Raw genomic sequence first — 26,116 nt, forward strand, 5'->3', positions numbered from 1 at the left:
GTCTGCCATGCATCTGTCTCAAATTCAAACCGCCAGCGGTCTGGTTGTGGTTGCCCGCGAGGGATCGGTGGCCCGGGCCGTCACGGGGGCAACCTCGGTCTATGATCTGGCCCTGTCGGCCATCGCCGCCGGTCATGATTTGGCCGCCGAAGTGAAGGCGAAGGGTCTGGGCGAGGTGGTCGATCTGGCCGCCGCCGCCGCCGAAGGCCGTCTTCTCTTGCCCGTCACCCATCCCGATGCCGCCCACCTGCATCTGACCGGCACCGGGCTGACCCATCTGGGCAGCGCCTCGGCCCGCGATGCGATGCATGCGAAACTGGACGGGGCCGAGACCCTGACCGACAGCATGAAGATGTTCCGCATGGGTCTGGAAGGCGGCCGCCCGGCCGCTGGTGCCGTCGGCGCCCAGCCCGAGTGGTTCTACAAGGGCAACGGCAGCGTCGCCGTCGCCCCCGGCGCGCCCCTCACCGCCCCCGGCTTTGCCGAGGATGGCGGCGAAGAGCCGGAACTGGCCGGCATCTACATCGTCGGCCCGGATGGCACGGTCCACCGGATCGGCTGGGCGCTTGGCAATGAATTCTCCGACCATGTGACCGAGCGGGTCAACTACCTCTGGCTCGCCCATTCCAAGCTCCGCGAGGCCTCCTATGGCCCCGAGATCCTGGTGGGCGATCTGCCCGCCGACATCCGCGGCACCAGCCGCATCCGCCGCGATGGCAAGGTGATCTGGGAGAAGCCCTTCCTGTCGGGCGAGGCGAACATGTCGCATACCTTCGCCAACCTGGAACACCACCACTTCAAATACGACCTCTTCCGGCAGCCCGGCGATCTGCATGTCCACTTCTTCGGCACTGCGACCCTGTCCTTTGCCGATGGCATCAAGACGACCGCTGGCGATGTCTTCGAGATCGAAGTCGCCGAATTCGGTCTGCCGCTGACCAATCCCCTGACCTTCGCGCCCGGCCAATCGGGCACGACCACAGTGAAACCCCTGTGAGGATGAAATGACCTTCAAACCCGCCGCCTGGCCCCGCAAACTCCGCTCGCAAACCTGGTTTGGCGGGACCTCGAAGGACAATATCTACCACCGGGGCTGGATGAAGAACCAGGGCTTCCCGCCGGACCTGTTCGACGGGCGCCCGGTGATCGGCATCCTCAACACCTGGTCGGAGCTGACGCCCTGCAACGCCCACCTCAATGACCTCGCCCAACGCGTCAAGCACGGGATCTACGAGGCCGGCGGCTTCCCGGTCGAAGTGCCGGTGTTCTCGACCTCGGAATCCGCCTTCCGCCCGACCGCGATGATGTTCCGCAACCTCGCCGCCATGGCGGTCGAGGAACAGATGCGCGGCCAACCGATGGACGGCTGTGTGCTCTTGGTCGGCTGCGACAAGACCACGCCCTCGCTTCTGATGGCGGCGGCCTCGACCGACCTGCCCTCGATCGTCGTGACCGGCGGGCCGATGCTGAACGGCTATTACAAGAACGAGCGGGTTGGCTCCGGCACCCACCTCTGGAAATTCTCCGAAGCCGTGAAGGCCGGCAAGATGACCAAGGAAGAGTTCGTCGAGGCCGAAGCTTCGATGAGCCGCAGCCCCGGGTCCTGCAACACGATGGGCACCGCCTCCACCATGGCCTCGATGGCGGAAGCCTTGGGCATGGCCCTGTCGGGCAACGCCGCCATTCCCGCCGTGGACAGCCGGCGCCGCGTGATGGCGCAGCTGACCGGGCGGCGGATCGTGCAGATGGTCAAGGATGACCTGAAGCCCTCCGACATCCTGAAGAAAGAAGCGTTTGAGAACGCCATCCGCACCAATGCGGCCATCGGCGGTTCGACCAATGCCGTGATCCACCTCTTGGCCATCGCTGGCCGGGTCGGCATTGACCTGACGCTGGAAGACTGGGACCGTTGCGGCCGCGACGTGCCGACCATCGTGAACCTGATGCCCTCGGGCAAGTATCTGATGGAAGAGTTCTTCTATGCCGGCGGCCTGCCCGTCGTCATCAAGCGCCTCGGCGAAGCGGGCCTTCTGCACAAGGACGCGCTGACGGTGTCCGGCCAGACCGCCTGGGATCAGGTCAAGGACGTGACCAACCACAACGAGGACGTCATCCTGCCGGCCGAAAAGGCGCTGACCCAGTCGGGCGGCGTGGTCGTGGTCAAGGGCAACCTCGCGCCCAAGGGTGCGGTGCTGAAGCCCTCGGCCGCCACCCCTGCCCTGATGACCCACCGCGGCCGCGCCGTGGTGTTCGAGGACATCGACGACTACAAGGCCAAGATCAACGACGAGGCTTTGGACATCGACGAGACCTGCGTCATGGTCCTGAAGAACTGCGGCCCCAAGGGCTATCCGGGCATGGCAGAGGTCGGCAACATGGGCCTGCCGCCGAAGATCCTGCGCAAGGGCATCACCGACATGGTCCGCATCTCGGACGCCCGCATGTCGGGCACCGCTTTCGGCACCGTGGTCCTGCACACCTCGCCCGAAGCTGCGGCTGGTGGCCCGCTCGCCGTCGTGCAGAACGGCGACATGATCGAACTCGACGTGCCGAACCGCCGCCTGCATCTGGACATTTCCGATGCCGACCTCGCTGCGCGCCTGGCCAAATGGGAAAGCCGCATCGTGCCGCCGGACTCGGGCTATGCCCTGCTGCACCACCGCCATGTGCAGGGTGCCGACACCGGCGCCGACCTCGATTTCCTCAAGGGCTGCCGTGGCAACCCGGTCGGCAAGGATTCGCACTGATGAAAGTCGCACTCGTCGGCGTGGGCAAGATCGCCGTGGACCAGCATGTCCCGGCGATCGCCAATTCCCCGGATTGGGAGCTTGCGGCGACGATCAGCCGCAAGGGTTCGGTCGAAGGCGTCGAAGCCTTCACCGATTTCGCCACCTTCCTCGCGGCGCGGCCCGATGTGCCGGTGGTCTCGCTTTGCGTGCCCCCGGTGCCGCGCTTTGCCTATGCCGAGGCGGCCCTGCTTGCGGGCCGTCACGTCATGCTGGAAAAGCCACCGGGTGCCACCCTGGCCGAGGTTCACGCGCTGGAGGCGCTGGCCGCCGAAAAGGGCCTGACGCTTTACACGACCTGGCACAGCCGGATGGCCTATGCGGTCGCCCCGGCCAAGGTCTGGCTCGCCGACAAGACCATCACCAAATGCCACATCACCTGGCGCGAGGATGTGCGGCGCTGGCATCCCGGCCAGAACTGGGTCTTCGAACCCGGTGGCATGGGCGTCTTCGACCCCGGCATCAACGCTTTGTCGATCATGACAGAGATCCTGCCGAAGCCGGTGCATCTGACCGCTGCCACCCTGACCTTCCCGGAAAACTGCCAGACCGCGATTGCGGCCGATCTGACCTTTTCGGACAATGTCACCGCCGATTTCGACTGGCGCCAGGAAGGCCCGCAGACCTGGGACTTCGACATCGAGACCACCCAGGGCACCCTCGCCCTCAGGATGGGCGGCAACCGGCTGGAGATCGACGGGATCGAAGCGGCGGGTGAGAATTCGATCATGGGCGAATATCCGGCGCTCTATGCCCGGATGGCCGACCTCGTCGCCCGCCGCCAGTCCGAGGTCGATCTTGCGCCGATGACCCATGTCGCCGACGCCCTGACGCTGGGGCGCAGACAGATGGTCCCCGCCTTCTTCCTTTGACTTCACTTTGGCCTAAATATCCCGCAGGGGTCCGGGGGTGCGAAACCCCCGGCCGCCGGATCAAGGAGACCACCATGCTGACCGGAAAGCACCTGATTGCTGGCACCTGGGTTGCCAGCGCCGCGACCTTCCAATCCTTCCCCGCGACGGGCGAGCCGCAAAGCTTCTCCTCCGGCACGCCCGCCGATGTGGATGCGGCGGTCATGGGCGCCGAGGCGGCCTTCCCCAGCTTCTCCGCCCTCAGCCGCGAGGCGCGGGCGGTCTTCCTCGAAAAGATCGCTGACGAGATCGAAGCGCGCGGCCCCGAGCTGACCGCCGTGGCCATGGCCGAAAGCGGCCTGCCGGCCGCGCGTCTGGAAGGCGAGCGTGGGCGGACCACCGGCCAGCTGCGCCTCTTCGCGAGCCATATCCGCAAGGGCGACTACCTCGACCGCCGCCATGACGCCGCCCTGCCCGACCGCAAGCCCGCGCCGCGCCCCGATATCAAGATGGTGCAACGCCCGATCGGCCCGGTCGCGGTCTTCGGCGCCTCGAACTTCCCGCTCGCCTTCTCCACCGCCGGCGGCGATACCGCCTCGGCCCTGGCCGCCGGCTGCCCGGTGGTCGTCAAGGGCCACCCGGCCCATCCCGGCACCGGCGAGATCGTGGCCCAGGCCATCGACGCCGCGATCAAGGCGCTGGACCTGCACCCCGGCGTCTTCTCGATGGTGCAAGGCCCGGGGCGCGACATCGGCGAGGCGCTGGTCCAGCACCCGCTGATCAAGGCCGTGGGCTTCACCGGCAGCCTCTTCGGCGGCCGCGCCCTCTTTGACCTTTGCGCGCAGCGCCCCGAACCGATCCCCTTCTTCGGCGAGCTCGGCTCGGTCAACCCGATGTTCATCCTGCCCGCCGCCATCGAAGCCCGCGGTGAGGAGATTGCCCGCGGCTGGGCCGGCTCGCTGACCATGGGCGCCGGCCAGTTCTGCACCAATCCCGGCATCACCGTGATGATCGACAGCCCCGAGGCGGATGTCTTCGTGGAAACCGCCAAGCTGGCCGCATCGCAGATCGGCCCGCAGACCATGCTGACCGATGGCATCGCTGCCGCCTACCGCGCCGGCCGCGACCGGATCGCCGCCGAAGCGGGGGTGAAGCGGGTGCTGGCCACCGAAAGCGCCGACCGCAAGGCCTCGCCCGACCTCTTCGAGGTGAAGGCGGGCGATTTCGTCGGCAATCACAGCCTTGCGCAGGAAGTCTTCGGCCCGCTCGGCCTGATCATTCGGGTCAAGGATGTGGCAGGTCTGAAAGAGGTGGCTCAGGGGCTGGAAGGCCAGCTGACCTGCACGCTCTTCTTGGACGAGGCCGATACCGAAATCGCTCAGGCCCTCATGCCGATCCTCGAACGCAAAGCCGGCCGGATCCTCGCCAATGGCTTCCCGACCGGCGTGGAAGTGGTGGATGCGCAGGTCCATGGCGGGCCCTACCCCGCCTCGACCAACTTCGGCGCCACCTCGGTCGGCACCATGGCGATCCGGCGCTGGCTGCGCCCGGTGGCCTATCAGAACCTGCCGGACGCCCTCCTGCCGGCAGACCTGCGCGCCTGATCAGAGGCGCGCCCTATAACGGTAGGATGGGCAATACTGCCCATCTTACGCCACATCCAAGAGCGGCAGGCTGCGCTTGGTGTGGACGACTTCCATGACGAACTTCGAACTCACCGCCCGCAAGGCCACGGCCGAGGTCAGGCGGCGGTAGAAGGCGTCATAACCCTGCGTATCGGCCACGGTGACGCGCAAGAGGTAATCCGCATCGCCGCCGAGCCGCAAAACCTCCATCACCTCCGGCGATTGCTGCACCGCGCCCAGAAAGCGGTCGCGCCATTCGGCGGAATGTTCGGTGGCCGAGATTTCGACCAGCACCGTCAGCCCCAGCCCGACCTTGCCATGATCGACCTGCGCCACCCGCCCGGTGATCACCCCGGCCTTTTCCAGCTTCTGCACCCGCTTCCAGCAGGGCGAGGCGGACAGCCCCACCCTTTGCGCCAGTTCCACGATCGGCAGCGTCGCGTCGCGCTGCAACTCGGTCAGGATGCGTCGGTCGATCTGGTCCATCGGATATACTCCCTCACGCGGCAATGAATTCGCGCACGAATTCGGTGGCGGGCCGGGCGCGGATGTCCTGCGGGCGGCCGATCTGCTCGATCCGTCCCATCGACATGACCACGACCAGATCGGCCAGTTCCATCGCCTCGTCCTGATCGTGCGTCACGAAGACCGTGGTCAGCCCCGTGGTGTCATGAATGTCGCGCAGGCCCTGACGCAGCTCTTTGCGGACCTTGGCATCCAGCGCGCCGAAGGGTTCATCAAGCAGGAGCATCCGGGGTTCGATGGCCAGGGCGCGGGCCAGGGCCACCCGCTGACGCTGGCCGCCCGACAGCTGGGTCGGATAACGCGATCCGATGGCGGGCAGCTGGATCAGCTCCAGCAACTTGTTGACCCGGCGCGAGATTTCCGCTTCCGGCGGGCGACTGGCGCGGGGCCGCGCGCGCAGGCCGTAGGCGATGTTTTCAAACACCGTCATATGGCGGAAGAGGGCATAGCTTTGAAAGACAAAGCCCGCCCGCCGCTCCTGCACGGTCAGGGCCGTCGCATCGGCCCCGTCGAACAGCACCCGTCCCGAGGTCGGAAACTCCAAGCCCCCGAGGATGCGCAGCAGGGTCGTCTTGCCCGACCCCGAAGGCCCAAGCAGCGCGACCAAGGCCCCCGAGGGCAGCGACAGGGAGACCGGCGACAGGGCCGCCGTGGTGCCGAATTCTTTCGAGATCTCGTCGATTTCAATCTGCATGACAGGCTCCTAATGTCGGTGGGTCAGTGGCGGTGGGTCAGGGCAAGCTGATCGGCATAGCGCCATTCCAGCAGGGTTTTCAGCGCGAGGGTGACCAGCGCCAAGAGGGCCAGCACGGCGGCGAGCGTAAAGGCCGCGACCGAGGCATATTCGTTGTACATCATCTCGATTGTGATCGGCATGGTGGCGGTCAGGCCCCGGATCTTGCCCGAGACGACGGCCACGGCGCCGAACTCTCCCATTGCGCGGGCGTTGCACAAAAGCACGCCGTAAAGCAGCGCCCAGCGGATATTGGGCAGGGTCACGGTGAAGAACACCTTCCAGCCAGAGGCGCCAAGGGTCAGCGCCGCCTCTTCCTCGACCTTGCCCTGTTCGATCATCACCGGGATCAGCTCGCGCGCGACAAAGGGGAAGGTCACGAACATCGAGGCCATTATGATCCCCGGCACGGCAAAGACCACCGGCATGCCGTGGCCGACCAGCCAGCCGCCGACCCAGGAATTGGCCCCGAAGGTCAGGACGATGCAAAGCCCCGCCACCACCGGGCTGACCGAGAAGGGAATGTCGATCAGGGTGATCAGCACCGCCTTGCCGCGGAAGTGGAACTTGGTGATGAACCAGGCCGCGGCCACCCCGAAGATCGCGTTCAGGGGCACGGCAAAGGCCGCGACCAGCAGGGTCAGCTTGATCGCATCCGTCGCCTCGGGGTTGGCGAGGCTCGCCAGGGCTGCGCCAAGGCCGGTCTTCAGCGCCTCGGCAAAGACGGTGATCAGGGGCGCGAAGACCAGAAGGCCCAGGAAGACCACGGCCACCAGGATCAGGGCATAGCGGACCAAAGGCACCTCGGTCGTGACCGAGCGGAAGGCTTTCGCTTCAGTGATGTCAGACATGACCAATCCTCCGCCGGCTCCAGACCTGGACCACGTTGATGATGAAGAGCATGCCGAAGGAGATCAGCAGCATCGCAATGCCGATCGCGGCGGCGCCGGCGTCGTTGTATTCCTCCAGCTTGATCACGATCAGCAGGGGGGCGATTTCGGTCTTCAGCGGGATGTTCCCGGCGATGAAGATGACCGAGCCGTATTCGCCGACCGCCCGCGCCAAGGACAGGGCAAAGCCGGTCAGTGCGGCGGGGGCCAGCATCGGCAGGATCACCCGGCGCAAGGTATAGGCGCGGCTGGCGCCGAGGGTGGCGGAGGCTTCCTCGACCTCGCGCTCGATCTCTTCAATCACCGGCTGGACGGTGCGGGTGACGAAAGGCAGGCCCACGAAGATCAGCGCGATCAGGATGCCCCATTGCGTATAGGCGATCTTGAAACCCAGATCCTTGGCGATATGGCCGAAGGCGCCGTTCGGGGCGTAAAGCGCGGTCAGCGCGATGCCCGCGACCGCGGTGGGCAGGGCAAAGGGCAGATCAACCGCCGCATCGAGGATCTTGCGGAAGGGAAAGCGGTAGCGGGTCAGGACCCAGGCCAGAAGCACGCCGAAGACCAGGTTGAACAGCGCCGCGAACAGCGACAGCCGGAAGCTGAGGTAAAGTGCTGCCCAGGTCCGCGGCGTGTTCACCGTGGCAATCAGCTGCGGCAGGCCGGCGGATAGGCCCTTGATCAGCAGGGCGGCGATCGGCAAAAGGACGACCAGCGACAGCATGGTCAGGGTGATCCCGGCCGAAAGGCCGAGACCGGGGATCGGAGAGCGCTGGACGATTGGCTGTCCCATGCGGCACCTCAGTTCGCGGTATAGATCTGGTCGAAGATGCCGCCATCGGCGAACTGCTCTTTCTGGACCTTGGCCCAGCCGCCAAAGTGGCTGATATCCACCAGATCAAGCTTGGGGAAGCGCGCCACATCGGCCGGATCGGCCTTGGACGTATCCCAGCCGCGGTAGAAGTCCTTGAAGATGATGGCTTGCGCCTCGGGCGTGTAGAGGAAGTTCAGATAGGCCTCGGCCAGCTTCTTTTGCGCATCGTCATGGATATTGCCTTCGACCAGCGCCACCGGAGGTTCGGCCAGGATCGAGACCGAGGGGATCACGATGTCATATTGATCGGCGCCAAGCTCTTTCTGGGCGAGGTAGGCCTCGTTCTCCCAGGCCAGCAGAACGTCGCCGATCTCGCGCTGGGTGAAGGTCGTGGTGCTGTCGCGGGCGCCCTTGTCCAGGACCGGAACGTGGGAATAGAGCGCCTTGACGAAGGCCTTGGGGTCCTGCCCCGCCTTCTCGGCCCAGGCCCAGGCGGCGAGGTAGTTCCAGCGCGCCCCGCCCGAGGTCTTGGGGTTCGGCGTGATGACTTCGACGCCATCCTTGATCAGATCGGGCCAGTCCTTGATGCCCTTGGGATTGCCGTGGCGGACGAGGAAGACGATGGTCGAAGTATAGGGCGAGGAATTGTGCGGCAGTTTGCTTTGCCAATCCTTCGGCAGCTTGCCGGTGCCGGCGATCTTGTCGATGTCGGCGGCGAGCGCCAGGGTCACGACCTGCGCATCCAGCCCCTCGATCACCGCGCGGGCCTGGGCGCCCGACCCGCCATGCGAGGCCTTGATCTCGGGCGCGGGATTGCCCTGCGCCACCCAGTAATCGCTGAAAGCCTTGTCGAGGTCGGCATAAAGCTCGCGCGTCGGGTCGTAGCTGACGTTCAGAAGCGATTGCGCGCTCGCCGCCTGCGGTTGGCCGCCGAGGAAGGCCAGGCCCAGAACGAAGGCCGCAAGCGCGCCCTTGATCATGCGGCGGACCGGAAAGCCGGTGAAGTGCTGGCTGCCGGTCGAAATCGTCACCCGTCCGTCCTGATGCTCGCGCACCTGGGTGCCCTGGGCGGTGATGGTTCCGGCGATGGTGATGGTCCTGAACATGATCGTCTCCTCATCTCTGGCATCTGTCTGCCTTACACGCATATCACGACAGTCTTTGTAGTGATTTGCAAGAAAAAATTCACGCCTAAATCCATCGTGTTTATAGAATCAGATTCTGCGCGGGCGCCTGATGAAGAAATGGGCATCTGCGCCGGTCGCTGCGGGCTGCGCCGCGTCTCGATTCGTGACGGCGCGGCAGATGGCATCCGGCGCGGGCGGAAGCGGTTGTTGCAGGGCATGAGGTTGCACAAATGCAAACCCCCGGCCCTGTGCGGGGCCGGGGGTCATGGCATTGCGGGGGGTTGCGCCGCAGGGTCAGAAGACGAAGTCGTCGGCCTGCAGATCGGTGGCCTGGATGCCGACCAGGGTCAGCGTATTGGCGCCCGAGGTGATCACCGCGTTGCCCGCCACCATCGACAGGTGATTGGCCACCAGATCGGCAAAACTGGTGATCGCGGCGACCCCGGCAAAGCTGATCACCTCCGCGGTCCCGGCAAGGCTGAAGTGGGTGATCCGATCGACGCCAAAAGCCCCGAGGAAGATGAACGTGTCATCCCCGTCGCCGCCATCCATCGTGTCATTGCCATTGCCGCCGCTGAGCGTGTCATTCCCGGTGCCGCCGAGCATGAAGTCGTTGCCGAAATTGCCCAGCAGCATGTCGTTGCCGTCCGAGCCCTGCACCGTGTCGTTGCCATCATCGCCGGTCAGCGTGTCGTCGCCGGCATTGCCGATCAGATTGTCGTTGTCGGTGCCGCCATGCAGCACGTCATTGCCCGCCCCACCCTGCAACAGGTCGTTGCCGGCATCGCCGTTGATGACGTCATTGCCGGCCAGGCCATTGGCCGTGTCATTGCCGCTGCCGAGGGTGATCAGGTTGTTGACGGCGCCGCCCGTGATGGAATCGTTGCCGTCGCCGACAGTCACCTGCTCGATGCCCTGGAAATCGGCGCTGAAGATGCCGTCGACGATCCAGGTTCCAAGCCCGAGGTCGATGACATGGCTGTCACCGAAGAAGCTGTCCAGCACCACGTTGTCGATCCCGGCGCCGCCGTAGATGTCGTCATAGCCCTCGCCGGAGACATAGTGGAACTGGTCAGCGCCGCCGCCGCCGTAAAGCGCATCCCGACCGCCGCCGCCAGAGATGCTGTCACTGCCGAGCCCGCCATAGATCGAATCCACGTTGGACGAGCCGGTCACGGTATCGTTGCCTTTGCCCATCACGGCCACTTCGAAGCCGACGAAGGACTGCCCCGCGATATTGGTCGCGCCGGTGCCCATGTCGAGCAAGAGGCCGGTCGAGAAGGCCGCAGTGTCCAGCGTGTCGGTGCCCGCGCCGCCGTCCAGCGTCGAGGTGCCGGCCCGTGCCACGATGCGGTCATTGCCGTCGCCGCCGAAGACCTGATCGCCCAGACCGGAGAGGCCGGCATTGATCGTGTCATCGCCGACTCCGCCATAGATCACATCATCGGCCGAGGTGCCGGTGACGCTGTCATTGCCGTCGCCCATGTAGACGATTTCATAGCCGAGGTAGAGCTCGCCGCCATAGTTCGTCAGGCCCGTCGCCATGTCGAAGACATAGGTGCCGTCAAAGGCGCGGTGGTCGATCACGTCGATGCCGTTGCCGCCATACATCGTCTCGTCGCCAAGGCCCGAGACCATGCTGTCGTTGCCGTCATTGCCGTAGAAGGTCTCGGCGCCGCCGTCCGAGATGATCGTCTCATCGCCCTGGCTGCCCTGGAAGATCTCGATCCCGGCAAAGCTTTCGTTGAAGCCGTTGTAGCTCGCGATCCCGGTGAGGAAATTGAAGACGACCGGCGAACCGGGGTTGCCCCAGCTGTAGGCGGCGAAGCTGAGCGTGTCGATGCCATTGCCGCCGAACCAGGCGTCGCCCGACCCGAAGCTCGAATCGCCGGCGTTGAAGATGTCGTTGCCGTCGCCGCCATAGACGCTGTCGCCGCCCGCGCCGTCGTTGATGATGTCGACGCCGGTGCCACCATAGATCGTCTCGGCGCCCGAGGAGCCGGTCACCGTATTGGTGCCATTGCCCATGTAGACGATCTCGAAGCCCTGGTAGAGCTCGGTGAAGTTGGTCAGGCCGGTGCCCATGTCGAAGGTGTAAGCGCCATTCCAGGCGCGGTGGTCGATGACATCGGTGCCATTGCCGCCATACATCGTCTCGTTGCCGATGCCCGAGACCATGCTGTCGTTGCCGTCATTGCCGTAATAGGTCTCGTTGCCGCCGTCGGAGATGATCGTCTCGTCGCCCTGGCTGCCCTGGAAGATCTCGATGCTGGAGAAGGTCTCGCTGAAGCCATTGTAGCTGGCGATGCCGGTGCTGAAGTTGAAGACGACCGGCGAACCGGGGCTGCCCCAGCTGTAGGCGGCAAAACTGAGGGTATCGGTGCCGGCGCCGCCGAACCAGGCATCGCCCGACCCGAAGTTGGAATCGCCGGCGTTGAGGATGTCGTTGCCGTCGCCGCCATAGACGCTGTCGCCGCCCGAACCGTCATTGATGATGTCAACGCCGGTGCCGCCATAGATCGTCTCGTTGCCGGAGGCGCCGGTCACCGTATTGGCGCCATTGCCCATATAGACGATCTCGAAGCCCTGATAGAGCTCGTTGCCGAAATTGGTCAGGCCGGTGCTCATGTTGAAGGTATAGGCGCCGTTGAAGGCGCGGTGGTCGATGACGTCGGTGCCATTGCCGCCATACATCGTCTCGCCGCCGAGGCCCGAAGCCATGCTGTCATTGCCATCGAGGCCGTAGAAGACCTCGCCGCCGCCGTCCGAGATGATCGTCTCGTCGCCCTGGCTGCCCTTGAAGATCTCGATGCTGGTGAAGCTTTCGGAAAAGCCGTTGAAGCTGGCGGTATGGGTGTTGAAGTCGAAGACGATCGGGCTGAACGGCGTGTTCCAGTTCTGCAGTTCGTAGCTGAGCGTGTCGGTGCCCGTGCCGCCATCGAAACTGTCGCCGGAGAAGGAGGTGTCGCCGACCAGGATCAGGTCATTGCCCTCGCCGCCATAGACGATGTCGCTGCCCGTCCCGTCATTGATCGTGTCGTCGCCGGTATAGCCATAAAGCGAGTCGTTGCCGCTGCCGCCATAGACGGCGTCATTGCCCTCATAGGCAAAGATATAGTCCTGGCCGCCATTGCCGGTCAGCACATTGGCGACCGAGTTGCCGTAGAGCGTGTCATTGCCCGCGCCGGAAGTGGCGTTCTCGATGATGGTGCCGACCGCGATGGACATGTTGTCCACCAGGCCGCCGACGCTGGACAGCGTGGCATGGGTCGCGCTCGAGGACGAGAACTGCAGGTTGATCAGCTGGTCGACATTGTAGTTGGAGAAGTCGACCGTATCGACACCGCCGCCATCGACGATGGTGAAGGCATTTGTGGCGGCAAAGGTGGCCAGCCCGTTGAAGGCCGCGCTGGTCGCAGCACTGATGTTGGTGCCAAAGCCCCAGATCGTATTGCCGGTGAAGGCATTGCTCGTGCCATAGCCCTGGCCGGAATAAAGCGCGTTCAGCGCGATCCAGTCCACCGCCATGGGGGAGACGAGCTGGGCATAGGAATCGGTCGACTTCTCGGTATTGGCCGACTGGTCCCAATAGGACATCATCGTCTGCTGCCAGCTGTCATTGGCCCATTGCGCCGAATTGGCATAGGTCGGGCTGCCCGAACCGGCGTTGTAAAGCCCCTGGTGGCCCAGACCCAGGGCATGGCCGATCTCGTGCAGGAAGGTCTGGAACGTGTAGCCGTTGGTGCCGCCGATGTTGGAACTGCCGCCCGACCAGCCGGATGCCACGTTGATCACCGCGTAATCCATCGCCCCGCCGGTGCCCGAGATCAGCTTTTCGGCCTCATAGGCCTGGCCCGAGGTGGAATCCTTGAAGAAGAAATCCACCTCGTCGCCGGTCGAGGTCGTCTCGACAAAATTGATGCCAAGGACGGCGTGGTAAAGGGCGAAGGCTGCGCGCACCATGTCGGCCCGGGCAGCGCTGATGCCGTTGCTGTCGGATTCGGTGCCATAGACCGTGGTCAGCGACCCGGTCCACCCCGTCACGTTGTAAAAGAGCGTGCCGTTGTTGGCCCCGGCACCCGAATTGGTCATGTTGAACCAGCGCGAGCCGGTGCCGCTGAAATCGCTCCAGAAGCCGACGCGCAGGTAATCGGCCAGGGTCTGCAGGCTGCCCGCCGGGCCGGGGGCCGCCAGAGCGTCCGCGCCGAGCGAGGTGTCGACGGCGCCCGTGTTGTAATTCCCCGAACACATCGGGCAGGCGCAGCCCTGCAGCGTGGTCCCCGCCATCGAGCTTGAAATCGCCACGTCATGCGGCACCAGCCAGGAGGCGGTCCCCGCCGAAAGCGACTCGGTCGCCGCCACCACCGAGGTGAGGTCCGCGTCCAAAGTGCCGCCGCTCAACCCCTGATTGTCATCCGCCAGCAGGTCGGAGGCGGTGCTGTCCGAGCCCCCCGCGTCCGACAGCGACAGGCTACCCAGATGGCCCGAACCGCCCGCCGCCCCCAGCGGTGGCACGGGGTCGGACGGCGATCCATCCTCCCCCTCGCCCAGTGCGATCTTCGCATCAAGGTCACTCGAGAACACCGAAACGTGATCGAAGCGTGATCCACCGTCATGTGCCATGTTTGAAACACTCCTGATAAAAATCAAATGGTTGCTTTAAATTCAAGCCCCCTACCCCGCAATAAGCTTATAGCTGCAGGGTGATTCTCGCAACATTCGAACAAATGCGCGTGATTTGTTTGCGGCAAGGGAGAGGGCTAACCCGATGCGCCGGCTTTGTTTTCTGGCCACGCTGCCTCTGCTGACGGTGCTTCTGGCCTGTGCGGCCGGGGGTTCGGGACCCGCCCTCGGCTCGGGTCAGGGGGCGGCGCAACCGGACCACACTCAACCCCAGGATGCAGGACGGACGCCGATGCCGATCGATCACAAAACCCCGCCCGGACCGCCCGGTTCGCGGGTGCGCAACCCGGTGCTGGATCAGGCGCTGGCCGCCAACAGCAGTGCCGCGCTGATCATGTTTCTCTGGCGCCACCCCGAGGACGCCTTCGCCGAGGATGCCCGCAGCTACCTGCGCAACCGCCCGCGTCCCGACAGCACCGCAGCACTTCGGGCCGCGGCGGGGGCCGATGCGCCGGCGGTCGCGGCCTTCGACGCCGCCCGCCTCGCCGGCACACCCGAGGCCTGGCAGCAGCTCCTGGCACGCTTCGGCGACACGCCCCTCGCCCGGCAGGTGCCCTACTTCCGCTGAAGCCGCAGGCCCGGCTTTCACCTGCCGCAGGGACCTGATAGGCCGCGACACAGCGGAATACGGGTGACCGAGATGAGCATGACGCCTTCCTCCTCATGGCGCGGCAGCGCGCTGCGCTGGGGCCTTCTGGTCGGGCTGTCGGGCGCGCTGACCGCCGGGTTCGAGATGCTCCACCTGCCCGCAGCGCTGTTGCTCGGGCCGATGGCGGCGGCGATCCTTCGGGCGCTGCGCGGCCGCGGCGTGGCCTTGCCTGCCGCCAGCATGACCCTGTCGCAGGGCCTGGTCGGGCTGATGATCGCGACGATCCTGCCGAGTTCGCTTCTGGCGGAGGTGGCGCAGAAATGGCCCATCGTGGTGGCGGGCACGCTGTCGACGCTGGTGATGTCGGGGCTGCTGGGATGGGGGCTGGCGCGGTCGGGGCTTTTGCCCGGGACGACGGCGATCTGGGGCTCGGCGCCGGGGGCGGCCTCGGTCATGACGGTGATTTCCCAGGATTATGGCGCCGATATCCGCCTCGTCGCCTTCATGCAGTATCTGCGGGTGGCCTGCGTGGCGCTTGCCGCGGCGCTGGTGGCGCGCGCCTTCGGCGTGGCGCCCGGTGCCGGGCCCGGCATCGTCTGGTTTCCGCCGGTCTCACCCGTCGGGGTCGCGCTGACCTTCGGCCTCGCCGCGGCCCTGGCCTATGGCGGGATCTGGCTGCGGGTGCCGGGGGGCAGTTTCCTGGTGCCGATGCTGGGCGGCATGGCGCTGGTCCACCTCGGCCTCGTCGAGATCGTCCTGCCGCCCTGGCTTCTGGCGCTAGCCTATACCGCGATCGGCTGGGCGATCGGCCTGCGCTTCACCCCGGCGATCCTGAACCATGTGGCGCGGATCTTTCCCCGCGTCTTCGCCTCGATCCTGGCCCTGCTGGCCACCTGCGGGGTTGCGGCCTGGGTCCTGGTGCGTTTCGCCGGGATCGACCCGCTGACCGCCTATCTCGCCACCAGCCCGGGCGGCGCCGATTCCGTGGCGATCATCGCCGCCTCGGCCCCGGTCGACGTGCCCTTCGTGATGGCGATGCAGATGTCGCGATTCCTCTTGATCCTGTTCATCGGCCCGGCGATGGCGCGGCTTCTGTCGGGCGGCAAGGCGGCGCAGGGCTGAGCCTTGGGCAGGCTTGACCCCGGTCGATGGCGATTCCTTCGTTTTTCTGCGATTTCCCCTCTTGCAGCGCGCGCCGACCTCGCTTAATCAGCGCGCCAGTGGCCCGTTCGTCTATCGGTTAGGACGTCTGGTTTTCAACCAGGTAAGAGGGGTTCGACTCCCCTACGGGCTGCCACTTCCCTTTGAATATGCTGTCGTGTCAGGGCCTTGCGCTGCGCCATGCGGTCACGCCTTGCGCCGCCCGCGCAGGGGGCCGGGATCGTTGGTGCCGTCGCCCGCGCGATGGAAATGCGCCCGCCCCCTCCCCGCGCGTTTGGAGGCGTAAAGCGCCTCGTCCGCGTCATGCTGCATCCGGGCGATCTCCGGCACCGGATAGGCGACCGAGGTGGTGATTCCGATCGAGGCCGAGATCCGGCAGCTGCGATCCTCGAAAGGGATGGGCTGGGTCAGCGTGTCGATGATGCGGCGGGCGATGGCCTCGAGCGGGGCGGGTTCGATAAGTTCGGGCAGGACGGCGACGAATTCATCGCCGCCGACCCGGGCCACGGTGTCTTCGGCGCGGATCTGCTTGCTCAGAACCTCGGCCACCCAGCGCAACACGTGGTCGCCCGCGGCATGGCCCAGCGTGTCATTGACCGCCTTGAAGAAATCGAGGTCGATGTGCATCAGGCCGAAGGGCACGCCGGAGCGGGTCAGCCGATCCAGCACCTGGGCCAGGGCGCGGCGGTTGCGCAGCCCGGTCAGCGTATCGGTCATCGCCTGGGTTTCGGCCATCTGCTTGTCGCCCTGCAGGCGCAGCGCGAAGCCTTTCAGAGTCTCCATCGCGGCGGTCTTCGCCTCGACCAGATACATCATTTCGACCGCGAGGTCGGTGGCGGCGAAATCGCCATCGGTCAGGGCAAAACTGCGCACGGCATCGACCACGCCGATGCCGAAGGACAGGTTCAGGATCATCCCCGCGCCATGGCCGAGCGGCATGGCAAGGCCGCGAAACGGCACCGGCCTTTGCGCATGGCGCAACGAAAGCCGCAACCTTTCCCCGGCGTGGAGCATCAGATCGGCGATCGAGCTCAGCCCCGAGGGGCGGCGCAGATCGAAAACCTCGAAGAGCTGGCGGCCGATCAGGGCCTGTGCCGCGGCCGCCCGCGCCGAAGCCTCGTCCAGCGGGGGCGCATCCGCGGGATAGAGAAACTCCTGCCCGGAAATCAGCTTGGCCAGCGTCGGGCCATAGCCGGTGATCCGCCCGGTCGCATCGACGCGGACATGCAGGGGCATCAGCCGGTCAAACGCCTCGACCGGCATGGGCAGGAAGGAAGCAGCGTCAGCTTTGATCATTCAACCCACCGACAAGCCAAGGCTGAATGGGCGCGCTTCATAAAGCGACTGGTCGGCGATCTGGACCGAGATCACCTCTGCCCCCCGGTCGGTGCCCTGATGTTCCAGAAGCACCAGCGCGCCATAATCATCGGCCATGGCCCGCAGAAGGCCCATCACGATATGCCCTGCCCCCACCAGCGGCGAGACACAGCGCAGGCGGAAATGCCCGCCGCCCAGATCGGTCAGGTTCATGTCCGGCAGTTCCAGTTCGGGCAGGACCAGACGGCCCCGTTCGGGCAATTCCTCCACCGAATTGAGGAAGTCATAAAAATTCACCCCCGAAAACCGCAAGAGCCGCCGCACGGTGCCAAGGCTTTCATGGCTGACCAGATAGGTGCCCAGATCCTCCATCAGCGATTCCCGCGGGCGGCGCAGCGTGGCCGAGGCGATGTCGAGCACGCGGTCGGTCACCTTGTCTTCATAGGACAGCATCGATTCAAAGCCGGAGATCCCGATTCCCGCCTCTTTCGCGACAGTCTCCCAGAGCGGCATCCCGTAGGTGTCGCTCAGGAAAAACTGTAAGGATCGGTTGATCAAACCCAGCATGCGTGCCCTCATTTGTCTGCATGCTAGTGGCAAGGGGTTAAGAACCTTCCAACGGCCCCCCTTCCCTCAGGGGGCCAGCACCAATCCCGGCGCCTCGGGCAGTTTCATCTGCATCAGCGGCATGGCGGCCAGGGGCGCCGGCGCCTTCTGCAAGCTGTCGATCAGGGCGGTGCCCTGGTCATAGCCCGGCAGATTGCCCTGGTAGGAGGTCACCGAATGCCAGCGCAGCTGACCTTCCGCAAAGCTGAACCCCTGCAGCATCATGTAGCCGTCGCGGTTGCGGGCGATCAGCAGGGCTTCCTCTCCCGGCGTCTCGGGCAGGAAATTCGCCACGACCAGCACGCAGCCCGGCCCGCCCTGCGGCAGATGCGCGTCACAGGCGGCCTGCCAGGACTGCAGATCGTAAAGCGAGACTTCGGCGAGGATGCGCCCCCGCAGGGCCCGGGTCGCTTCGGTGTCGGGCTGCAGTGGCAGCGCGGCGGCAAGCCCGGCCTGAAGTGCTGCCAAATCCTGCGGCACCGGCTCGCCCGTGGCCTCTGCCGTCTCGAGCGCGGTCAGTCTTGCGGCCAGCGGCGGATTGGTCTTGGCCATCTCGTGCAGGCGCGAAAGAGCCGCCGTGCCGGCATGGCCCCATTGCGAGAAGACATGCAGATCAATCTCTTCGACCCTGGCGCGCCCATCGCCGATCCGCGCCAGCTGGCTTGCGGCAGAGATCCTTTCGGGGCTCAGAACCGTCAGCCACAGCGCCGCCATCGCCAGCATCGTCAGCGCCAGCCAGATATTCGCTTGGCGGATCCGCTCCATCCAGGCCCGCCCGCGCAGCACGGCGACGAGGTAGGCCAGCCCGTAGCCGAGGGCAAGGACCGTCAGGCTGGCCGCCAGAAGCCGCGGCGGTGTCCAGCCATGCGCCATCACGCGCAGGCCCAGCGTCCAGGCGGCCAGACCCGCCGGCAGCACGACGATCGCCGCAAGGGCCCTCGCCGACAGGACCATGAAGCCGGAATGGGTCGCCGTCGCATCCTCTTGGTCCAGCGCCGAGGTCACGAGGGTCACCGCCACCGCCACCATGGCCAGCAGCATCGCGGTGGAGGAGACGAGGCCGAAGATCGTGGAAAACCCGCGCAGCGGCAGCGCGATCAGGAAGACCGCCATCACCAGAAGCACCACCGGCACCAGAAGCCGGAACAGCCGCAGCACCAGCCCGGGCGTCAGCACATCGGCCAGTTCGTTGACCACGGCCATCGACAGGCCCAGCACCAGCCCGGTGATCAGCCAGGGCGCGATGGGCTCGGCCAGCACCAGGTCGATCACGCCGACGCCGACCAGATCGAGGAGGGCCTGCGACAGCCAGATCACCAGCCAGACGATGGCGGTGAAGACCAGCGCGACGCTGATCCGCACCACGATGCCCCAGCTTTCGAGAAAAAGGCTGGGATAATCGCGCCAGCCGCCCTCCTGGCTTGCAATGACGAAGGGCCAGGGCAGCCAGACCAGCACGAAAAGGGCGACCACCGCCACTTCAGAGCCGGCGATGCCTTCCGGATCGGCAAAGCGCAGGGCGGCAAAGCTGAACATGGCGGCGACGGCGAGCGCGATCCCGCCGGTCCAGACCACGGCCCGGCCAAGGGACAGGGGGCCGGTCAGGATCAAGAGCCCGCCGAAGAACACGCCCGCCAGCACCGCCGCCGCCAGCGCCGGCAGCCCGACCAGCCAATGCGTCTCGATCAGCTGGCCCAGCGCGTAGAGGCTAGCCCCCGCCAAAGCGCCGATCAGCGCCATCATCCCGCGTAGCTTTGCCATGTCCGCCTCCGTTTCCCCCTGTTTAGGCCGGAAGCGGGGGGAATGGAAATGGGCACCCGACCTTCGGCGCAGGGGCTTCCGGCATCAGAAGTCGGTCGGCGCGCCGCCTTCCTGCTTGCGGCGGGCGACGAAGCGGCGCAGCTCCTCCTGATGGTCGCCGTTCATCGGCGGCGGCACGAACTCGGCCATGATGGCCTTGTACATCTTGTGCGCCCGTTCCACCGTCCAGACCGCACCATCCAGCTGCCAGGCCTCGTAATTGCGCCAGTCCGAGATGAAGGGCGCGTAGAAGGCATTGGCATAGCGCGACTGGGTGTGCGGCGTGCCGAAGTAATGGCCCGAGGGGCCGACATCGCGGATCGCCTCGATCGCGATGTCGTCCTCGGTGGTGGCGAAGGTCGCCTGTTCGAAATAGCGCTGGATCATCTGCAGGACCTCGCAGTCCATGATGAACTTCTCGGGCGAGGCGATCAGCCCGCCCTCCAGCCAGCCCGCCGCGTGATAGACCATGTTGGTCCGGCTTTGCACCGCAGCCCAGAGGCTGTTGGAGGTTTCCCACATCGACTGCCCGTCCGGCACATTGGCCGCACAAACGCCGGAGGAGCGCAAGGGCAGCTTGTACTTGCGCACCAGTTGCCCGGTCATCTGGGTGGCACGCATGTATTCCGGCGTGCCAAAGGCCGGCGCGCCGGATTTCATGTCGACGTTGGAGGTGAAGGTGCCGATCGCCACCGGGCAGCCCGGCGCGATGTATTGAAGGAGGGCAACCGCCGCCAAAGCCTCGGCCAGCGACAGCGTCACCGCCCCGGCCATGGTGACCGGTGCCATCGCACCGGCCAGCGTGAAGGGCGTGATCACCACCGGTTGGCCGCGCTTGGCCAGCCGCATCGCACCATCCAGCATCGGATAGTCGTGCTTCAGCGGCGAGACCGAGTTGATGTTGGTATACATCCGCGGCTTGGCCTGGAACTCTTCCTCGGTCAGACCGCCCGCGATGCGGACCATTTCCATCACATCCTCGACCCGCTCGGCGCCAAGCGAATAGGCGTGGACGACCTTGTCGGTCAGGGTCAGCTTTTCATAAAGGCAATCGAGGTGGCGCACCGAAGGGTGGATGTCGACCGGTTCGACCGGATAGCCGCCCGCGATGTGGATGCAGTTGAAATACTGGGTCAACCGCATGAAATCCTTGAAGGTCTCGAAATCGCCCGAGCGTTTGCCGCGTTCCAGATCCCAGGAGCTCGGCGGCGAGGAGACGTTGACGAAGAGCATGTGCTTGCCGCCCATGATCACTTCGCGTTCGGGATTGCGCGGGGTGATGGTGAAGGTCTCCGGCGCGCGGGCCAGCATCTCCATCACGAAATCCTCGTCCATGCGGACATTGGTGCCGTTGACGATGCAGCCCGCCTCGCGCAGGTGATCCACCGCCACGGGATTGAGGAACTCGATCCCGATGTCGCGCAGGACCTTCATCGCCCCGCGGTGAATGGCCTCGACGCCATCGGCATCCAGGGGCTCGGTCGGCCGGTCCGGGTTGACCGGAATCCGCCAGGGCATCTGGTCGATAACGGAAGGGCCGGCACGCTCCTTGTTACCGGCTCTGCCCCCTGCCCTGCGGCGCTTGGCGGGCTCTTCGGTCATCGGCGTATCCTCCTGTCGCGGGCGGTCAGGCCCCTTGGTCCTTGCGCAGAGGATGACGGAAAGCGCCCGGCGGCGCGCACTCATTTCCCGACGCGAAAGCGTCGTTTTTGGATGAGGGGCGGTTCAAACCTGCGGAAGCCCGTCGATCCAGGCGCCAAGTTCCGCAATCGTTCCCAGGACGACATCGGCATGCGGCGTCAGCGTGGCACGCAGGGCGGGGCCGGTCAGCACGCCCACGCCCTTCATCCCGGCGGCCCGTGCGGCGTCGAGGTCATGCAGGCTGTCGCCGACCATCGCGATCTGGCGGGCGGGGACGCCCACCGCCGCCGCAAAGGCCAGAAGCTGCCCCGGCGCCGGTTTGCCGCCATAGCCGGAATCGCAGCCGGCGATGAAGTCGAAGAGGTCGATCACCCCCGCCCCGTCCAGATGGGCGCGGGCCGGGCCCTCGGTGTCATTGGTCGCAAGGCCAAGCTTCAGCCCGCGCGCCCTGAGCCCGCCCAGAACCTCGCGCAGCGGCACCGCCGGCATCATCGGCGCCTGCACGCCCAGTGCATCCATCCGCGCCATCAGCGCTTTCAACGTCATCCCCTCCAGATGCGGATGGATCAGCTCGGCGATCTCGTACATCGTGCGGGCGATCACCACGCTGTCGGGGGCGAATTGCACGGTCCTGGGATCAAAGCCGAGGGTCTTGGCCAGCGCCACGGCACCATCCTCGGTATAGGGGGCGAGGTCCTTGAGAAGCGCCGCCGTCCAGCCGCCCCAGCTCAACCGGAAATCAAAGAGCGTGCCGTCCTTGTCAAAGATCACGGCCTTGATCTGCGTCCCGCTCATCTCTCTGTCGCCCCTGTCTTCAAGTCCAATGATACACCTCGCCGCCCGGCAAGGCCGCCCGTGCCGCCTGTGGCACGGTATAGGCCAGACCCATCTCGTCGCAAAAGGCCATGACCAGCGCATCCTCGGTCATGACATAGTCCAGCACCGCGCCCAGAACCCGCGGATCGGCGGCCTGGGCCATCAGTTCCGCGGGGGAAAGCCCGCTCAGGTTAAGGAAGGCGTTAATGCGGTCTGGCTCGCCAGCGACCCATGCGAGGGCTTGCGCGCCAATGATTTCGGCGGATTCCCGCCCGATCTGGCCATTCTGCTTCGGATTCGCCATCGGATACCTCGAACTTTCACGAATTGGTTATGGAGTCGGAAAGGAATTCTTAACCACTTGAGACCCAGACTGGAGGCCAATCGAGTGTGGGACGGGCCATTCCAGGATGATCGGCAAAATCCTCATAGTTGATGATGTGTCGACAAACCGCATCGTCTTCAAGGTCAAACTGACCGCCGCCGGCTATCAGACGGTGACGGCCGCGGATGCGGCGACCTGCCTGCGGCTGGCCGTGCAGGAAGAACCCGACATCATCCTTCTGCACCTCTTCCTGCAGGACCGCACCGGGATCGAGGTGCTCAAGGCGCTGAAGGCGCATCCGCAGACCCGTGGCATTCCGGTGGTGATGTTCTCGACAGAGGCCGATGCCAACCTGCGGATGGCCGCCCTGCGCGCCGGGGCGGAGGATCTTCTGGTCCGCTCGGTCGATGACCAGACCCTGCTGGCGCGTCTGCGCGGCCTTCTGCGCGCACGAGAAACGCTGGCCGGCATCCATGCGCCCGAGCGCGACCTGCAGGTGCTGGGCCTGGCCGAGCCGATGGCTTCGTTCGAGATCCCCGGCCATGTCGCCATCATCATGCCCAAGGGCGAACAGGCGATGAAGCTGCGCCGCGATCTGGCCGCCAGCGGGCTGGACCGCTTCCAGCTTCTCGCCCCGGATGAGGTCCATGCCGATCACGGGGCGCAGGTGCCCGATGTCTACCTGATCCATGCCGATCTGGGCGGCCAGGGCGGCGGTCTGCGCATGATGTCCGAGCTTTTGTCGCGCGCCACCACGCGGCATTCGGCCTTCTGCATCTTCAACGCCGCGACGCCGCCGGGCCTTGCCGCGACGGCCTTTGACCTTGGCGCCAATGATGTCGTCGATGCCGCCACGCCCGCGGCCGAACTGGCGCTGCGGCTGCACACGCTGGTCCAGCGCAAGCAGGAGGGCGACCGGATGCGCGCCTCGGTGCAGGACGGCTTGCGGATGGCGGTGTTCGATCCGCTGACCGGGCTGCACAACCGCCGCTACGGCACGGCGCAGCTGAACGCCATTGCCGACCGTGCCCGCGCCGATGGCGATGAATTTGCCGTCATGGTGGTGGATATCGATCGTTTCAAATCGGTCAACGACCGCTGGGGCCATGCCGCGGGCGATACCGTCCTGGTCGAGGTGGCGACCCGCCTTGCTGCCAACCTGCGCGCCACCGACCTTCTGGCCCGCATCGGCGGTGAGGAATTCCTGATCGCCCTGCCCAACACGATCCTGAGCGAGGCGCAGGTCGCCGCCGAACGCCTTTGCCGCGCGATGGAAAAGGCCCCCGTGATCCTCAGCGACGGGATGCGCGTGCCGGTCACCATCTCGATCGGGCTGACGACGGGCGGGGCGGCGCCTTCGGACCCGGCTTCGGTGGCCGATCTGGTGGCCCAGGCCGACCGCGCCCTGATGCATTCCAAGACCCATGGCCGCAACCAGGTGACCATCGTGCGCCACGCCGCCTGAGGCGAGGCTCAGTTGCCCGGCGCCGGTGGGCTCGTGTCGCGGCCGCGCAGCAGGCGCTTTTCCAGCCGGTCGGCAAAGGCGGTGCGGTCCTGCGGCGCGAGGCTGACAAGGTAGGCGCCGATCGTGTCGCTTCCAAGCTTCATCCGCGCGCCAAGATGGCTCTGCTGCGCATCCAGCGCGGCGGTCAGCTGACCCGCGTCAAAGGGCGTTGCGCGCAGCGCCGCGAGGATCGCTGCATTGTCCGCCGCCATCTGGCCGCGCAAGGCCGCCAGATCGCCCGCCTTGGCCCGCATCGCGCTGCGCAACGCCTCGCGGTCGGCGGGCTGCAGGGCGGCGTCATAGGGGCCGAAGCCGAGGTCGCGGAAGCCGCCATGCGCGGGGGGCGGCCCGTGCAGATAGGCGCCGAGCGCCAGCCCCGCCACGGTCAGATTGACCGCCAGCGAGGCCACCAGCGCCCAGCGCACCACATTGTTGCGCGCGGAGGGTTGCGGCGCGATCTTCTGCTCGGTCATCTCAATTCCCCGTCCGGTCGGTGTCAGGCCAGATCGTATCTGGCGCAGGCAAAAGGTCCATCTGGTCCGCCGTCACCGTGGACTGCGACAAAAGCGTCGTCAGCGACTGGACACCGGTGGGCTGGACCACGCCGAGGAAAAGCCCGGTCAGCCCGGCCAGCGACAGCCCGGCCAGCGCCCGCCGCCCGCCCAAAGCCTCGGCCAGGGCGGAAAGCCAGCCGGCGCGGCGCGGCGCGGTCCCGGAAAGGGCTTGTGGGGCAAGGGCCTGCGGGCGGGGCTGCGCCATGTCGGCATCGGAGAGCAGGCGCGCCATCAGATCGGGCGAGACCCGCGCCGGCTGCGCCGCCGCCTCGGCAAACATTGCGTCCAGATCAATGTTCTTGTCCATCATCCCACCTCTTCCTCTTCACCCTCATAGCCCAGTTCCGCCTTGCGCCCCGACAAAATCGCCGTCAGCGCCCGTTTTCCCCGCGCCGTGAGGCTTTCGACCGCCTCGACGCCCAGTTGCATGACGCCGGCGATCTCGGGGTTCGACAAGCCCTCGATGTGGCGCAGGACCACGGCCTGACGCTGCCGGTCGGGCAGGCAGGCCAGCGCCTCGGTCAGGGCCGCCATCCGGTCAGTCTCGATCAGGGCCGCCACCGCCGAGACATCGCCCGAGGCGACCTCGGGCGCCTCGTCAAGCCCGATGCCCGGCCTGCGGCCCCGCGCCCGGCGCTGGTCGGTGCACAGGTTGGTCACCACGCGGTAAAGCCAGGTCGAGACCTGTGCCTCGCCGCTGCGCCAGTCCGGGGCGATCCGCCACAGGCGCAGCATCGCCTCCTGCGTGACATCCTCGGCCTCGGCCCGGTCGGCCAGCAGCCGCGTCGCATAGCCAAGCACCCGCGGCGCAAGCCGTCTGGTCAGCATCCGGGCAGCATCGGGGTCGCCATTGGCATAAAGCACCAAGAGCGTGTCGTCCGAAACCTCGTCCAATGTGTCGCGCGGCATGGGCATTCCGTGGGGATACAGACAAGGGGCAGGTTCAGCAATCGGGTCGGCCTCTGCCCCCCTGGTCCCGCGCGCCGGATCGGGGACGTCTCGTCCGGCGCGCGGCAGGCAAGGGCGGCTCAGTTGCCGCCGTTACCGTCCTGATCCGGCGCCGGCGCGTCGCCATCCTCCATCGGAGGCTTCTTGTGGCCGCCCTTGCCATGGTCGCCCATATGCGGGCCATGACGCATCATCATCTTGGCGGCGGCATCCGCCTCGGCCTGATCGACGACGCCGTCATGGTTGGTGTCGGCCCGGTCGAAGGCCGCCTCGGGCAGCGGACCGGCGACGAGTTCGGCAGCCGAAAGCTTGCCGTCGCCATCGGTGTCAAGGTTCTTGACCATCCGGGTCGCCATCGCGGTGGCGGCATCCTGCATCTGCTTCAGATGCATGTTGGCCAGTTCCTCGACCGAGATCTTGCCATCCTTGTCGGTGTCGATCCCGGCGGCATTGGCGGCGCGGTAGGCGTTGAACTCTTCCAGCGAGACCTTGCCGTCCTTGTTGGTATCCGCCGCGGCAAAGTCGAAACCGCCCATCATCATGCCCATGCCATGCGGCGGCATCGGGCGCATGTTGTCGGCGATCGCGGCCGAGCCGAACAGGACGGCAGCGGCGGCCATCAGGCCAAAGCCAAGCTTCTTGTGCGTCATCATCTTCATCACCTCAGGTTCTGACCGGGCAACGCGCCCGGTCTCGATGCAGGTGATACGGGGCGGTGCGGGCTTTCCGTCGCGGGGGTCTTCACGAAACCGTGCGATGGGAGGAGCCGCGGGGAAGCCGCGACAAAGCGGCGCTCCCCTGCTGCGGGGTCTCAACTTTCGGGC

Annotated in this window: 23 protein-coding genes and 1 tRNA gene; 8 read left to right on the plus strand and 16 right to left on the minus strand. The window is 66.1% G+C overall.

Annotated features, from left to right (window positions below):
- Positions 1 to 7: 7 nt before the first annotated feature.
- From araD1 to AC1DZT_RS16655, 4 genes are all read left to right on the plus strand, one after another.
- Positions 8 to 997, plus strand: coding sequence for an AraD1 family protein (gene araD1, locus AC1DZT_RS16640; protein WP_478007760.1), 990 nt, complete (start codon positions 8 to 10; stop codon positions 995 to 997).
- 7 nt (positions 998 to 1,004) lie between these two features.
- On the plus strand, positions 1,005 to 2,747 hold the full coding sequence (gene araD / locus AC1DZT_RS16645; protein ID WP_478007761.1) for an L-arabinonate dehydratase: 1,743 nt from the start codon (positions 1,005 to 1,007) through the stop codon (positions 2,745 to 2,747).
- The gene (locus AC1DZT_RS16650) at positions 2,747 to 3,658 is read left to right on the plus strand and encodes a Gfo/Idh/MocA family protein (RefSeq protein ID WP_478007762.1); all 912 of its coding nucleotides are present in this window, start codon (positions 2,747 to 2,749) and stop codon (positions 3,656 to 3,658) included. The genes araD and AC1DZT_RS16650 overlap by 1 nt, the downstream gene beginning before the upstream one ends.
- 74 nt (positions 3,659 to 3,732) lie before the next feature.
- Complete coding sequence (locus AC1DZT_RS16655; RefSeq protein WP_478007763.1) at positions 3,733 to 5,241, plus strand: aldehyde dehydrogenase (NADP(+)); 1,509 nt, start codon at positions 3,733 to 3,735, stop codon at positions 5,239 to 5,241.
- 45 nt (positions 5,242 to 5,286) lie between these two features.
- Here AC1DZT_RS16655 and AC1DZT_RS16660 read toward each other — a convergent pair whose 3' ends face one another.
- The 6 genes from AC1DZT_RS16660 to AC1DZT_RS16685 all read right to left on the minus strand — a co-directional run bounded on the left by AC1DZT_RS16660 (position 5,287) and on the right by AC1DZT_RS16685 (position 13,971).
- Complete coding sequence (locus tag AC1DZT_RS16660) at positions 5,287 to 5,748, minus strand: Lrp/AsnC family transcriptional regulator (RefSeq protein ID WP_478000185.1); 462 nt, start codon at positions 5,746 to 5,748, stop codon at positions 5,287 to 5,289.
- Positions 5,749 to 5,761: 13 nt separating this feature from the next.
- Entirely contained in the window at positions 5,762 to 6,481 is a 720-nt protein-coding gene (locus AC1DZT_RS16665; protein ID WP_478007764.1) for a sulfate/molybdate ABC transporter ATP-binding protein, read from the minus strand.
- 23 nt (positions 6,482 to 6,504) lie between these two features.
- Positions 6,505 to 7,371, minus strand: a complete 867-nt coding sequence (cysW, locus tag AC1DZT_RS16670) for a sulfate ABC transporter permease subunit CysW (protein WP_478007765.1) — start codon at positions 7,369 to 7,371, stop codon at positions 6,505 to 6,507.
- The gene (cysT, locus tag AC1DZT_RS16675) at positions 7,364 to 8,200 is read right to left on the minus strand and encodes a sulfate ABC transporter permease subunit CysT (protein ID WP_478007766.1); all 837 of its coding nucleotides are present in this window, start codon (positions 8,198 to 8,200) and stop codon (positions 7,364 to 7,366) included. Before cysT ends, cysW begins: the two co-directional genes overlap by 8 nt.
- A gap of 8 nt (positions 8,201 to 8,208) precedes the next feature.
- Positions 8,209 to 9,327, minus strand: a complete 1,119-nt coding sequence (locus AC1DZT_RS16680; protein ID WP_478007767.1) for a sulfate ABC transporter substrate-binding protein — start codon at positions 9,325 to 9,327, stop codon at positions 8,209 to 8,211.
- 315 nt (positions 9,328 to 9,642) lie between these two features.
- Positions 9,643 to 13,971, minus strand: coding sequence for a M10 family metallopeptidase C-terminal domain-containing protein (locus AC1DZT_RS16685; protein WP_478007768.1), 4,329 nt, complete (start codon positions 13,969 to 13,971; stop codon positions 9,643 to 9,645).
- A 292-nt stretch (positions 13,972 to 14,263) separates the two neighbouring features.
- On the opposite strand from AC1DZT_RS16685, the gene AC1DZT_RS16690 reads away from it, so the two are divergent.
- The 3 genes from AC1DZT_RS16690 (at position 14,264) to AC1DZT_RS16700 (ending at position 15,917) form a co-directional block, all read left to right on the plus strand.
- Positions 14,264 to 14,599 (plus strand): hypothetical protein, encoded by a 336-nt coding sequence (locus AC1DZT_RS16690; protein WP_478007769.1) that lies wholly within the window; start codon positions 14,264 to 14,266, stop codon positions 14,597 to 14,599.
- Between the two features lie 72 nt (positions 14,600 to 14,671).
- Positions 14,672 to 15,742: an AbrB family transcriptional regulator gene (locus AC1DZT_RS16695; RefSeq protein WP_478007770.1), complete on the plus strand. Its 1,071-nt coding sequence runs from the start codon at positions 14,672 to 14,674 to the stop codon at positions 15,740 to 15,742.
- 100 nt (positions 15,743 to 15,842) lie between these two features.
- Positions 15,843 to 15,917: transfer RNA gene (locus tag AC1DZT_RS16700), tRNA-Glu, on the plus strand.
- Positions 15,918 to 15,967: 50 nt separating this feature from the next.
- Here the strand turns inward: AC1DZT_RS16700 and AC1DZT_RS16705 are convergent.
- From AC1DZT_RS16705 to AC1DZT_RS16730, 6 genes are all read right to left on the minus strand, one after another.
- Positions 15,968 to 17,077 (minus strand): diguanylate cyclase, encoded by a 1,110-nt coding sequence (locus tag AC1DZT_RS16705; RefSeq protein WP_478007771.1) that lies wholly within the window; start codon positions 17,075 to 17,077, stop codon positions 15,968 to 15,970.
- Positions 17,078 to 17,665, minus strand: coding sequence for a heme NO-binding domain-containing protein (locus AC1DZT_RS16710; RefSeq protein WP_478007772.1), 588 nt, complete (start codon positions 17,663 to 17,665; stop codon positions 17,078 to 17,080). It lies immediately after the preceding gene.
- Between the two features lie 66 nt (positions 17,666 to 17,731).
- The gene (locus AC1DZT_RS16715) at positions 17,732 to 19,465 is read right to left on the minus strand and encodes a DUF4153 domain-containing protein (RefSeq protein WP_478007773.1); all 1,734 of its coding nucleotides are present in this window, start codon (positions 19,463 to 19,465) and stop codon (positions 17,732 to 17,734) included.
- Between the two features lie 84 nt (positions 19,466 to 19,549).
- On the minus strand, positions 19,550 to 21,106 hold the full coding sequence (locus tag AC1DZT_RS16720; protein WP_478007774.1) for a trimethylamine methyltransferase family protein: 1,557 nt from the start codon (positions 21,104 to 21,106) through the stop codon (positions 19,550 to 19,552).
- Between the two features lie 123 nt (positions 21,107 to 21,229).
- Entirely contained in the window at positions 21,230 to 21,940 is a 711-nt protein-coding gene (locus AC1DZT_RS16725; protein ID WP_478007775.1) for an HAD family hydrolase, read from the minus strand.
- A gap of 19 nt (positions 21,941 to 21,959) precedes the next feature.
- A complete protein-coding gene (locus AC1DZT_RS16730) occupies positions 21,960 to 22,265 on the minus strand; it encodes a DUF3572 domain-containing protein (RefSeq protein ID WP_478007776.1) in 306 nt (101 codons plus the stop codon).
- Positions 22,266 to 22,371: 106 nt separating this feature from the next.
- On the opposite strand from AC1DZT_RS16730, the gene AC1DZT_RS16735 reads away from it, so the two are divergent.
- The gene (locus AC1DZT_RS16735) at positions 22,372 to 23,751 is read left to right on the plus strand and encodes a diguanylate cyclase (protein ID WP_478007777.1); all 1,380 of its coding nucleotides are present in this window, start codon (positions 22,372 to 22,374) and stop codon (positions 23,749 to 23,751) included.
- Between the two features lie 8 nt (positions 23,752 to 23,759).
- Here AC1DZT_RS16735 and AC1DZT_RS16740 read toward each other — a convergent pair whose 3' ends face one another.
- The 4 genes from AC1DZT_RS16740 to AC1DZT_RS16755 form a co-directional block, all read right to left on the minus strand.
- Entirely contained in the window at positions 23,760 to 24,263 is a 504-nt protein-coding gene (locus AC1DZT_RS16740; protein ID WP_478007778.1) for a periplasmic heavy metal sensor, read from the minus strand.
- A gap of 1 nt (position 24,264) precedes the next feature.
- The gene (locus tag AC1DZT_RS16745) at positions 24,265 to 24,654 is read right to left on the minus strand and encodes a hypothetical protein (RefSeq protein WP_478007779.1); all 390 of its coding nucleotides are present in this window, start codon (positions 24,652 to 24,654) and stop codon (positions 24,265 to 24,267) included.
- Entirely contained in the window at positions 24,651 to 25,259 is a 609-nt protein-coding gene (locus tag AC1DZT_RS16750) for an RNA polymerase sigma factor (protein WP_478007780.1), read from the minus strand. The genes AC1DZT_RS16745 and AC1DZT_RS16750 overlap by 4 nt, the downstream gene beginning before the upstream one ends.
- A gap of 113 nt (positions 25,260 to 25,372) precedes the next feature.
- A complete protein-coding gene (locus AC1DZT_RS16755; RefSeq protein ID WP_478007781.1) occupies positions 25,373 to 25,945 on the minus strand; it encodes an EF-hand domain-containing protein in 573 nt (190 codons plus the stop codon).
- Between the last annotated feature and the right edge of the window lie 171 nt (positions 25,946 to 26,116).

Source organism: Rhodobacter sp. P1_C2 (genome assembly GCF_056406375.1).

Bases quoted from the DNA above. Each gene is read 5' to 3' on its own strand.
- araD1 (WP_478007760.1), top strand. From the start codon at position 8: ATGCATCTGTCTCAAATTCAAACCGCCAGCGGTCTGGTTGTGGTTGCC.
- araD (WP_478007761.1), top strand. From the start codon at position 1,005: ATGACCTTCAAACCCGCCGCCTGGCCCCGCAAACTCCGCTCGCAAACC.
- AC1DZT_RS16650 (WP_478007762.1), top strand. From the start codon at position 2,747: ATGAAAGTCGCACTCGTCGGCGTGGGCAAGATCGCCGTGGACCAGCAT.
- AC1DZT_RS16655 (WP_478007763.1), top strand. From the start codon at position 3,733: ATGCTGACCGGAAAGCACCTGATTGCTGGCACCTGGGTTGCCAGCGCC.
- AC1DZT_RS16660 (WP_478000185.1), bottom strand. From the start codon at position 5,748: ATGGACCAGATCGACCGACGCATCCTGACCGAGTTGCAGCGCGACGCG.
- AC1DZT_RS16665 (WP_478007764.1), bottom strand. From the start codon at position 6,481: ATGCAGATTGAAATCGACGAGATCTCGAAAGAATTCGGCACCACGGCG.
- cysW (WP_478007765.1), bottom strand. From the start codon at position 7,371: ATGTCTGACATCACTGAAGCGAAAGCCTTCCGCTCGGTCACGACCGAG.
- cysT (WP_478007766.1), bottom strand. From the start codon at position 8,200: ATGGGACAGCCAATCGTCCAGCGCTCTCCGATCCCCGGTCTCGGCCTT.
- AC1DZT_RS16680 (WP_478007767.1), bottom strand. From the start codon at position 9,327: ATGTTCAGGACCATCACCATCGCCGGAACCATCACCGCCCAGGGCACC.
- AC1DZT_RS16685 (WP_478007768.1), bottom strand. From the start codon at position 13,971: ATGGCACATGACGGTGGATCACGCTTCGATCACGTTTCGGTGTTCTCG.
- AC1DZT_RS16690 (WP_478007769.1), top strand. From the start codon at position 14,264: ATGCCGATCGATCACAAAACCCCGCCCGGACCGCCCGGTTCGCGGGTG.
- AC1DZT_RS16695 (WP_478007770.1), top strand. From the start codon at position 14,672: ATGAGCATGACGCCTTCCTCCTCATGGCGCGGCAGCGCGCTGCGCTGG.
- AC1DZT_RS16705 (WP_478007771.1), bottom strand. From the start codon at position 17,077: ATGATCAAAGCTGACGCTGCTTCCTTCCTGCCCATGCCGGTCGAGGCG.
- AC1DZT_RS16710 (WP_478007772.1), bottom strand. From the start codon at position 17,665: ATGCTGGGTTTGATCAACCGATCCTTACAGTTTTTCCTGAGCGACACC.
- AC1DZT_RS16715 (WP_478007773.1), bottom strand. From the start codon at position 19,465: ATGGCAAAGCTACGCGGGATGATGGCGCTGATCGGCGCTTTGGCGGGG.
- AC1DZT_RS16720 (WP_478007774.1), bottom strand. From the start codon at position 21,106: ATGACCGAAGAGCCCGCCAAGCGCCGCAGGGCAGGGGGCAGAGCCGGT.
- AC1DZT_RS16725 (WP_478007775.1), bottom strand. From the start codon at position 21,940: ATGAGCGGGACGCAGATCAAGGCCGTGATCTTTGACAAGGACGGCACG.
- AC1DZT_RS16730 (WP_478007776.1), bottom strand. From the start codon at position 22,265: ATGGCGAATCCGAAGCAGAATGGCCAGATCGGGCGGGAATCCGCCGAA.
- AC1DZT_RS16735 (WP_478007777.1), top strand. From the start codon at position 22,372: ATGATCGGCAAAATCCTCATAGTTGATGATGTGTCGACAAACCGCATC.
- AC1DZT_RS16740 (WP_478007778.1), bottom strand. From the start codon at position 24,263: ATGACCGAGCAGAAGATCGCGCCGCAACCCTCCGCGCGCAACAATGTG.
- AC1DZT_RS16745 (WP_478007779.1), bottom strand. From the start codon at position 24,654: ATGATGGACAAGAACATTGATCTGGACGCAATGTTTGCCGAGGCGGCG.
- AC1DZT_RS16750 (WP_478007780.1), bottom strand. From the start codon at position 25,259: ATGCCCATGCCGCGCGACACATTGGACGAGGTTTCGGACGACACGCTC.
- AC1DZT_RS16755 (WP_478007781.1), bottom strand. From the start codon at position 25,945: ATGATGACGCACAAGAAGCTTGGCTTTGGCCTGATGGCCGCCGCTGCC.